Genomic DNA, 9,688 nt, shown 5'->3' on the forward strand with positions numbered 1-9,688 from the left:
CGTTTCAAACGTCGGGCATCATTAGACCGCAAAATGCCCCCGCGCAAAGGCCCGCCATGACCGACACCAAAACCGGACTGAACGCCATTATCGCCGCCGCCATATTGGCCGTCGGGCTGGTCATCGGCGGGTGGGTGCTGGGCAACGGCCTGACGCGCGCCAAGTTTGCCGACCGTTCGGTGACGGTGCGCGGGCTGGCGGAACGCGACGTCACCGCCGACCTTGCGACCTGGACGATCAGCACCTCGGCGGTCGGCAGCGACCTCGCCAGCCTGCAGGCCAAGGCCGACAGCGACGGCGACCGCGTCATGGCGTTCCTGAAAGCCAAGGGCTTTGCTGATGACGAAATCGAATCGGGCGGTATCAGCGTCAACCAGTACAGCGACAGCAACGGCCGCCCCAACATCACCATCCGTCGCAAGATCCAGCTGCGCACCACCAAGGTCATGGAAGCCCGCGCCGCATTCGCCAAACAGGCCGAGCTGATGCGCCAGGGCGTCGTGTTCGATTCCGACAGCGGCGGCATGGTCTACAGCTTCACCAAATTGAACGACGTCAAGCCGCCGATGATTGCCGCGGCCACCAAGAACGCCCGCGAAGGCGCCGAGCAGTTCGCCAAGGATTCGGGCGCCGGCGTCGGCGAGATCAAATCCGCCAGCCAAGGCTATTTCTCGATCATCCCGCGCGACGGCGACTCGTCGGGTGCGTCGGCGAGCGCGTCACCGTTCCAGAAGGTGCGCGTGGTGACGACGATCGATTTCTATCTCGACTGAGGCCCGACCGTCATGACCGTTCGCGTCGCCAGCTGCGGCTGCGGGCAACTGAGTGCTGTCTGCACCGGTGAGCCCTTCCGTATATCCGTATGCCATTGTCTGGATTGCAAGAAGCGTAGTGGCAGCGCGTTTGCGGCGCAGGCGCGGTGGAACGATGCCGATGTCGAAATGCGCGGTGAATTTCGCGAATGGTCGCGCCTGTCGGATAGCGGCAAGCGCGGCACTTTCCGGTTTTGCGGTAAGTGCGGCGCGACCGTCGCCTATGCCATCGAAGCGATGCCCGGCGTCACCGCCATCCCGATCGGGGCGTTTGCCGAGCCGGGCTTTCCGCCGCCTGAATATTCGGTCTACGAAGGCCGCAAGCACGACTGGCTCGCCATCGTCGGCGAAAACATCGAGCACTACGACTAGCCCCAGCCCAAAAATCGGGTGCAGGGCCAAGGCCCTGCCCGCCGGAGGCTCTTTCGGTCTTCCCGCCTTACGCCGGCGTCACCGTCACCGCCGTGCGGCCGCAGAGCATGACGTCGAGACCGGCCCTGCCATCGGGTGACGCGGTGACTGCGTCGGTGGTGGCGCCGGTGACGGTGTAGGCGCGGCCGGGCTGGAGGCGTTCGAGGCCGAGGGTTTGGGTGCCTTCGCCGGCGCCGGGGTAGAGGACGAGGCGGAGGTTGTCGCCGTCGCTGATGGCTTGGGCGACGAGCACTGCGGGGTAGCTGGCGGCTTCGAGCACGGGGCCGGTGCGTGACGGGGCGTGCGGGCCTTGCGTGAACGAGCGGCGGAAGTCGCCGGCCTGCATCAGCTGGCCGAGGATGGCGTAGGTGTTGGTATCGTTCGAGCCGCCGGTGTAGCGGCGCACGCCGTCGCGGATTTCGAGGCCGCAGTCGGAGTCGAGGCTGTTCTGCGCGGCTTCGGCCACATAAGCGTCGCCGAATTCCTTGGCGGCCACCAAAATCGACGCGAACGATCCGGTGTGGCCCGACTTGTAGTTGCCGGTGTCGAGGCCCTTGCCGGGCAGGCTGATACGCATCTTCCCATTGGCATCGGGGTGGATGGCGGGCGCGATTTCGCGGCGCGCGATCGCCCATTGCTGCTGCGCGCTGCCCGGCGCGAAGCAGTTCTGGAACGCCGCATAGGCGACTTCGCCGGTCGGGAACGGGATCGGCATACCGGTGTGCTGCGAGCGCAGCCCGATGATTGAGCCGGCCTCGTCGGTGAATTCCTGGTTCAGCATCTTGAACCAGCCGGGGGCGTAGCGGCGGACATTGTCGCTGCCGGTGACTGCGTCCTGCACGGCGAGCGAGGCAAGGCCGTAGTGGTTGCAGATCGGGTAGATCCAGTTGGGCTCACAGGCGAACAGCCCGAACTCAGCACTGTCATAGTTGGTTTTGACCGAGCCGATGATGGTGTTGAAGTCATGCACATAGGCGGTCTTGGCATTGAGCCGGAACGTCAGGCTGCCGGGTTCGAGGTAGCGCCGGTCGCCGCTCGCCAGCATGTACTGGCCGACGTGCATGCCGAACCAGCCGGTGAGCATGATGTTGTCGCGCGCCGCCGGGTCCCAGTTGGTGAAGTTTAGGTGGCCCCAGCACGATTCATAGACCCAATAGCCCCAGACCTTGCGCAGCAGATATTTGTCGATGAGGTTGCGCTGCGCCTGGCCCATATAGCCGTGGAAATTGGGCACATAGGCGGTCTGCGCGATGCCGAGCGCGAAGCCCATGTGGTTGAGCTGGTAGCGCAACGCGGCGGGCTGGAACTGGTCGATGATGTCGAACCCGCCCCATTCGGTGACCGGCTGCAGCGCGCGGTCGAGCAGGTAACGCAGCGCGGCGAGGTCGGTGGGGGTCATTTCGCGCGTGGCCGGATCGGGAATCTCGGCGGCCTGCGCGCGGACTTCGGCGAGCGAGGCATCGAGGAACGCAACGCGCGGGGCGATCTTGGCGAGCGCTGCGTCACGCAGCCGGACATTGCGGCGGTGGAAGGCATAGCCGATGCCTGCGGTGGCGAACGCCGCCGCATAGGGCCCGCCAGCCCAGACGGTGTCGCCCGCCATCGCGCCCGCCAGTGCCGCCGACCCCAACCAGACGATGACCGGGCCAAGCACCATGCCGGCCCAGAACCACGCCACCAGCGAGAACACGAACAGCGCCAGCGTCAGCGGGAACAGCACCGCCGCCCAGCCGCCGACCGACAGGAAACCGGCGCCGGGCAGCCAAAGCCCGATGCCCGCTGCTTGCAGGCTAGCCGAGGCCCCGAGCAAGGTCGGCAGCAGTCCGGCGACGCACATCGCGGCGTAGATCGTCCAGGTGCGGCGCTGGCGCGCGGCGGTGACGGGGCCCTTTTGCGCGGGTAGCGGCTGCGCCGACGCAGTGCCGAAACCGATATCCTGAACCGTCATGACAGGCTCCCCTTGACCGCGCTGCAGATCGAACCGTGCAGTGCATCGAGAAATTCTACCGAGGGTTGGGCTGGTGCCGACACGCTGGCAGCGGTGGCGGCAACGCCAAGTCCGAAGACTTCGGCGGCGAGCAGCAACAATAATGCAGGTTTCCAGCGCCATTTGCGCGCAACGGGTGCGGCAACAGAGGCGGGCGACCACGCGACCGACGCGCTGGCGGTCACCGCCGGCGCAACCAGCAGCCGGTCGCGCAGCCAGCGCAGCGGCCATAGCAACTGGCTCAGCAGGTAAACCGCGAATGCACAGCACGCCATCGAATGCCCTCCCCAGAGCGAATGCAAATGCGAACCTGCGACTCCCGCCGCGCCATGTCCACCAAATTATGCGGCCATATAAAATGGGTGCAGGGTCTGGACCCTGCCCGCCGGAGGCCCTTCTACGCCTTGGTCGCAAACCAGATGATATGCCGCGGCCCCTTGCCGTTGGCGCGCGCGCGCACGACGACTTCCTCGACGCTGAAGCCCGCCGCACCCAGCCGGCGCGTGAACTTTGGGTCGGCGCCGGCGGACCACACTGCCAAAATGCCGCGGGGGCGCAGCGCATCGCGGGCTTCAGCGAGGCCGCGTTTGGCGTAGAGGCTGCCGTTGTCGTCGCGCACCAGCCCGTCGGGGCCGTTGTCGACATCGAGCAGGATGGCGTCATAGTCGGCGCGGCCGTCGTGGATGAGGGCGCCGACATCGGCGATATGGACGCGCACGCGCGGGTCATCGAGGCAGCCGGCGGCGAGCTTGACCATCGGGCCGCGCGCCCAGTCGATGATTTCGGGGACGAGTTCGGCGACGGTGATGCGGGCTTGCGAGTCGACTTCGGCGAGTGCGGCGCGCAGCGTGAAGCCCATGCCGTAGCCGCCGATCAGCAGGTGCGGTGCCTTCCGCCCCGCCAACCGCTCGCAGGTCATCGTGGCGAGCGCGATTTCGGAGCCGCTCATCCGGCTGCTCATCAGCTCGTTGCGGTCGAGCACGATCATGAAGTCGTCGCCGCGGCGGAACAGCCGCAGTTCGTCGCCGCCGGGGATTTGCGCAGTATCGAGCAGTTCGCGAGCGATCATCGGCGCGGTCTCCGGTTGTTCATCGTCGGCCCTGTCTTTCACCGCTGTCGGTGAAATCAAAGCGGATACGCACCCAGGTGCCCCACAATGGCTTGCCGCCCTTGCGTGGCGGGCGGACGCGGAACTGCCATGCGGCTTCGCGAAGCGCGCTGCCGAGCCGCGAGCCGCGTGGTGATTCCTCGAGTTCCTGGCAATCTTCGACGCGGTTGCCTTCGACAGTGCGGCAGGCGATTTCGGCCCAGCTCCCCGACGGTGCGCCCTGCGGCAGATAGCCGGCGAGTTCGGCGTGGCTCGGCTCGCGCACCCACTCGGCGTTGTACAGCGGCTCGCCGCCGGGGCCCTGGCCGGGGCCATAGGGGGCGGGGGTGTCGCTGCCGTCGGTCTGCGCGAGTTCGTTGCGGTGGTTGGGCAGCTTAGAGATATCGAGCGGCTGGTCGAGCTGCGGGCCGAAGGTGATATCGGTCGGCGGCGGTGGTGGCGGCGGCTTCGACGGCGGCTGCTTTTCGGGCTTGGGCGTCGCCTTGTGTGCGGTCGGCGAGGGTCTTTTGACGATGCGTTCGGCGGGCACGTTGCGCGATTCGATGAGGTGGATGTCTTCGAGCTTCTTGCGCACCGTCGGCGCCAGCACGAACAGCATATAGCCGAGCACCGCGTGGACGAGTACGACGAAGAGGAAGCCGAGCACGCGGCGCGGTACGCCGGACTCGCGCTGCTCCGCCCACCAATCCGCAACGGCGCTGGTCACCCGGCAGTGTCCGGATGCTCCTTGAGCAAACGAGCGGCTTCGACGCCGGCAGGGTCGGTCGGTGCGACCTTGACGATGGCATCCCAAGCGGCGCGCGCCAGCTTGAGCTTGCCCTGCGTGAAGGCGATGTTGCCGGCCTCGAGCGCGACATCGATATCGCCGGGCAGCAGCTTGCCGGCCTTGAGGATGGCGGCTTCGGCGGCGGGCAGATTGCCGGCGCTGCGTTCGATGGTCGCGGTCAGCAGCCAGCCATCACCCGATTCGGGGTCAATCGCGACGGCCTTGGCGATATCCGCCCGCGCGGCGTCAAGGTCGCCGAGCTCGACCGCGGCGCGGCCGTGATCGATGAGCAATTCGGGGCGTTCGGCGCCGGTATCGCCCGCCGCCGCCAGCCCCGAATTGAAGAAGCCGAGTGCGCGCTTGGGGTCACCCGCCAGCAGCGCGGTATTGCCGGCCTGGCCCCAGAGCGCGGCGGTCTGCGGGCTTTTCGCGACTTCGGCGGCACGCGCGGCGGATTCGAACGCGGCGATCGCGGCAGGGTAATCCTTCTGCGTCAGATAGGCGAGGCCGAGGCACTGGCGCGACGGCACGCCGCCGCCGTTGACGCGCCAGTCGATGGCGTAGCTGATCGCCTCGCCGGGCTTGGTCGCGGCGAGATCGAGGCAGTGGCGATAGCGCTGCGCTTCGATCTGCTCGCGCGTCGGGGCAATCGCCGCAGGCGCAGCGGCGGGTGCCGCAGCAGGGGTCGCGGCGGCAAGCGCCGAGAACAGCAACAGGGTGGACAACATCAATGCGACTCCAGCAGCCCGGCCACCGTCGCCAGCAGCAGATCGATATCCGCGGGCCGCGACAGGCGGTGATCGCCGTCCTTGATGAAAGTCACCTGCACATCCGATGAACGCACCGCCGCCGCGATATCAAGGCCGATCTGCCACGGCACCGCGTCATCCCCTTGCCCGTGCAGCAGCCGCACCGGCGCATCGATGGCGACCGGCCGCCCGAGCAGCCGCTGGCGCTGGCCGTCCTCGATCAGCGCACGCGTGTAGATGTATGGGCCGTCGCCATAGTCGCTCGGGCGCTCGATGCGACCGTGCGCGGCCAATGCAACGCGTTCGGCGTCGGTCAGCGCCAGCCCCCAGTCGGTGAAATCAGGCGCGGCGGCGATACCGACCAGCCCGACCACGCGGTCACCCAGCGCTTGCGCCACCAGCAGCGCCACCCAGCCGCCCATCGACGAACCGACCAGCAGCAACGGGCCAGGGGCCACCGCATCGACCAGAGCCAGCACATCGTCGCGCCAGCGCGAAATAGTGCCGTCCTCGAAGCGCCCCTCGCTCGCACCGCAGCCCGAATAGTCGAGCCGCAGCAACGTCCGCCCGTTCGTCGCCGCCCAGGCATCGAGCGCCAGCGCCTTGCTGCCGGTCATGTCGGACATGTAGCCGGGCAGGAAGACCACAGTCGCGTCAGTGCCGGGGCGGTGGTGGTACGCCAGCCGGATACCGTCACCACGGTCGAAGAAGTCGGGGGAAGTCATTGCAGCGGCTTTAGGCGCTGGCGCGGATTCGGGGAAGGGCCTCCGGCGGGCAGGGCCTTGGGCCCTGCACCCATTAATGTAGTCGGCGCACCACAACACAGCGCATAGCCCTTAGCACCGACCAAATATATGGGTGCAAGGCCCGAGGCCCTGCCCGCCGGAGGCACTGCTACCTTGCAATTAAGCCCCAAAAACTTGACTTGAGCGCGCGTCTACCTAGGGTGCGCGCTCTTTGCAGCTTTACAGGTTTATCATGTCCACGATCCGCATCACGCTTCCCGATGGTTCCGCACGCGATGCCGCGCGCGGCACCACTGCGGGCGAGATCGCGGCATCGATCGGCGCGGGTCTGGCGAAGGCGGCGCTGGCGGCGAAAGTGAACGGGGAACTCGTCGATCTGTCGCGGGCCATCGAAGCCGATGCTGACGTAGCGCTGGTGACGGCGCGGGACGAGGCGCTGGCGCTCGAACTGGCGCGCCATGACTATGCGCATGTGCTGGCGGAAGCCGTGCAGACGCTGTTTCCCGGCACGCAGATCACGTTCGGGCCTTCGACGGATGATGGATTCTATTACGACTTCGCCCCCGTTGACCGGCCGTTTACCGAGGACGACCTGCCGCTGATCGAAGCCGAAATGCGCAAGATCATTGGCCGCGACGCACCGCTGGTGCGCGAGGAATGGTCGCGCGCGCAGCTGATCGCGCATTTCAACGCCAAGGGTGAAAGCTTCAAGGCCGAGTGGGCGGGTGACTTGCCCGAGGGCGAAGTCCTGACGATCTACCGCGCCGGCACCGCGCCCGACGCCTGGCTCGACATGTGCCGCGGGCCGCATCTGCCGTCGACGGGCAAGCTCGACCCCAACGCCTTCAAGTTGACGCGCGTGTCGGGCGCCTATTGGCGCGGTGACCAGAACAACGCGATGCTCAGCCGCATCTATGGGACGGGCTGGCTCAACAAGAAGCAGCTCGACGCGCATCTGCTGCGGCTGGAGGAAGCCGCCAAGCGCGACCACCGCCGCATCGGCCAGGACATGGACCTGTTCCACCTGCAATCCGAAGCGCATGGCAGCGTGTTCTGGCACCCCAACGGCTTCATCCTGTGGCGCCAGCTGGAGGCGTACATGCGCCGCCGGCTCGACAAGGCCGGCTATGTCGAGGTCAAGACCCCGCAGCTGATGGATTCGAAGCAATGGGAAGCTTCGGGCCATTGGGGCAAATACCGCGAAAACATGTTCGTCGTGCCCGACGAAGTGCCGAATACCGAGGACGAAGGCCCGGTCGTGACGGGCAAGGGCGACATGATGGCGCTCAAGCCGATGAACTGCCCGGCGCATGTGCTGATCTTCCGCCAGGGCATCAAGAGCTACCGCGACCTGCCGATCCGCATGGCCGAGTTCGGCTGCTGCCACCGCAACGAGCCGCACGGCGCGCTGCATGGCATCATGCGCGTCCGCCAGTTCACGCAGGACGACGCGCACATCTTCTGCCGCGAAGACCAGATCGTCGACGAAGTCCGGCTGTTCTGCGAGCTGCTCGATTCGGTCTACAAGGACCTCGGGTTCGCCGATTACGCCATCAAGCTGGCGCTGCGCCCCGAAAAGCGCTTCGGCACCGAGGAAATGTGGGACCGCGCCGAAAACGATTTGCGCGAAGCCGTACGCGCCACGGGGCGCGCCACCGAAGCCTATGGCTGGGAAGAGCTGCCCGGCGAAGGTGCGTTCTATTCGCCCAAGCTGGAATTTCACCTGCGCGACGCCATCGGCCGGACGTGGCAGGTCGGCACCATCCAGCTCGACTATGTGCTGCCCGAACGCCTCGATGCCAGCTATGTCGGCGAGGACGGCGCGCGCCACCGCCCGGTGATGCTGCACCGCGCGATTCTCGGCACGTTCGAACGCTTCATCGGCATCCTGATCGAGCACCACGCCGGGCGCTTCCCGCTGTGGCTGGCGCCGCGCCAGGCCGTCGTCGCGACGATCGTGTCGGACGCCGACGACTATGCCGCCGAGGTTGTCGCAGCGTTGCAGGCCGCCGGCATCCGCGCCGAGGCCGACATCCGCAACGAGAAGATCAACTACAAGGTCCGCGAGCATAGCCTGGCGAAAGTGCCCTACATGCTCGTCGTCGGCCGCCGCGAGGCCGAGGAGCGCACCGTCGCGCTGCGGCCGCTGGGTGACGGCGCGCAGCAACAGGTGCTGCCGCTCGCCGAAGCCGTGGCGCTGCTGGCGAAGGACGCTGTGGCACCCGATTTGCGCTGATTTGCGCCGGTTCTGACGCGCGCCCTTTCGCTGGCGCGCGTTTCGGCTTACATTGACCAAGATACACATCAGGAGACGCCGTCATACCACCGCCCCTTACCCGCCGCCCGCAGAACGCGCCTGTGCCGATGAACGGCCCGCGCTACGACGAATTCATCACCGTGCCCAAGGTGCGCGTGATCGATCAGGACGGCGAGAATCTCGGAGTCCTGTACACCAAGGAAGCCATCGCGACCGCGCATGAAGTCGGGTTGAACCTCGTCGAAGTGTCGCCGGGCGCCGATCCGCCGGTGTGCAAGATCCTCGACGTCGGCAAGTTCAAATACGAAGCCCAGAAAAAGGCCGCCGCGGCGCGCAAGAACCAGAAGACGCAGGAGATCAAGGAGATCAAGATGCGTCCGAACATCGACGATCATGACTATGATACGAAGATGAAGGCGGTGCAGCGGTTCATCGAGGACGGCGACAAGGTCAAGCTGACTTTGCGCTTCCGCGGTCGCGAGCTGTCGCACGGCGAACTCGGGCTGCGGCTGCTGGAGCGCGTCCGTGATGACGCGATCGATTACGCCAAGGTTGAACAGCTGCCGAAGATGGAAGGTCGGCAGATGTTGATGGTGATTGCGCCCAAGTGAAGCGCGGCCAGCGCTAAGGTAAAATTTGCTCTTGCGGATTTTGCCTTAGCGCGCGGACTCGCGCAAACCCGGCCGGCGGGGCGGACGGCAATCCCGCCCGAACCCGTCCGACGCGCGGGCTTTGCCCGCGCCCCTACCTTCCGCATTGCGCCCCCTGCCGTCCGCAGAGACTCACCCCCCGACCTTGCCGGACCCCGCCGCATCCCCCGGCACGGCAGCCTCGCCCCCAACCCCCGGATCA

At 66.7% G+C, this 9,688-nt stretch carries 10 protein-coding genes; 4 read left to right on the forward strand and 6 right to left on the reverse strand.

From position 1 onward, the window contains the following. The first annotated feature begins 56 nt into the window (after positions 1-56). On the forward strand, positions 57-773 hold the full coding sequence (locus tag EUV02_RS12615; RefSeq protein ID WP_135246651.1) for an SIMPL domain-containing protein: 717 nt from the start codon (positions 57-59) through the stop codon (positions 771-773). A 12-nt stretch (positions 774-785) separates the two neighbouring features. Continuing rightward, entirely contained in the window at positions 786-1,184 is a 399-nt protein-coding gene (locus EUV02_RS12620) for a GFA family protein (RefSeq protein WP_135246652.1), read from the forward strand. 67 nt (positions 1,185-1,251) lie between these two features. Here the strand turns inward: EUV02_RS12620 and EUV02_RS12625 are convergent, their stop codons facing one another. From EUV02_RS12625 to EUV02_RS12650, 6 genes are all read right to left on the reverse strand, one after another. Beyond that, entirely contained in the window at positions 1,252-3,171 is a 1,920-nt protein-coding gene (locus tag EUV02_RS12625) for a linalool dehydratase/isomerase domain-containing protein (RefSeq protein WP_135246653.1), read from the reverse strand. Further along, entirely contained in the window at positions 3,168-3,485 is a 318-nt protein-coding gene (locus EUV02_RS12630; RefSeq protein WP_135246654.1) for a hypothetical protein, read from the reverse strand. Before EUV02_RS12630 ends, EUV02_RS12625 begins: the two co-directional genes overlap by 4 nt. Before the next feature lie 122 nt (positions 3,486-3,607). Beyond that, complete coding sequence (locus EUV02_RS12635; RefSeq protein ID WP_135246655.1) at positions 3,608-4,279, reverse strand: spermidine synthase; 672 nt, start codon at positions 4,277-4,279, stop codon at positions 3,608-3,610. 19 nt (positions 4,280-4,298) lie between these two features. Beyond that, positions 4,299-5,024 (reverse strand): hypothetical protein, encoded by a 726-nt coding sequence (locus tag EUV02_RS12640; protein WP_135246656.1) that lies wholly within the window; start codon positions 5,022-5,024, stop codon positions 4,299-4,301. Then, positions 5,021-5,812, reverse strand: coding sequence for a tetratricopeptide repeat protein (locus tag EUV02_RS12645; RefSeq protein ID WP_135246657.1), 792 nt, complete (start codon positions 5,810-5,812; stop codon positions 5,021-5,023). The genes EUV02_RS12640 and EUV02_RS12645 overlap by 4 nt, the downstream gene beginning before the upstream one ends. Next, positions 5,812-6,558, reverse strand: coding sequence for an alpha/beta fold hydrolase (locus tag EUV02_RS12650; RefSeq protein ID WP_135246658.1), 747 nt, complete (start codon positions 6,556-6,558; stop codon positions 5,812-5,814). The genes EUV02_RS12645 and EUV02_RS12650 overlap by 1 nt, the downstream gene beginning before the upstream one ends. 253 nt (positions 6,559-6,811) lie before the next feature. Here EUV02_RS12650 and thrS point away from each other — a divergent pair, with 253 nt between their 5' ends. After that, positions 6,812-8,815: a threonine--tRNA ligase gene (gene thrS, locus EUV02_RS12655; RefSeq protein ID WP_424022194.1), complete on the forward strand. Its 2,004-nt coding sequence runs from the start codon at positions 6,812-6,814 to the stop codon at positions 8,813-8,815. Positions 8,816-8,943: 128 nt separating this feature from the next. Continuing rightward, positions 8,944-9,447 carry a translation initiation factor IF-3 gene (gene infC / locus EUV02_RS12660; protein WP_135246659.1) on the forward strand — a complete coding sequence of 168 codons (504 nt, stop codon included), beginning with the start codon at positions 8,944-8,946 and terminating at the stop codon, positions 9,445-9,447. Positions 9,448-9,688: the final 241 nt, after the last annotated feature.

The organism is Glacieibacterium arshaanense (genome assembly GCF_004681125.1).
Taxonomy (GTDB): Bacteria; Pseudomonadota; Alphaproteobacteria; order Sphingomonadales; family Sphingomonadaceae; genus Polymorphobacter_A; species Polymorphobacter_A arshaanense.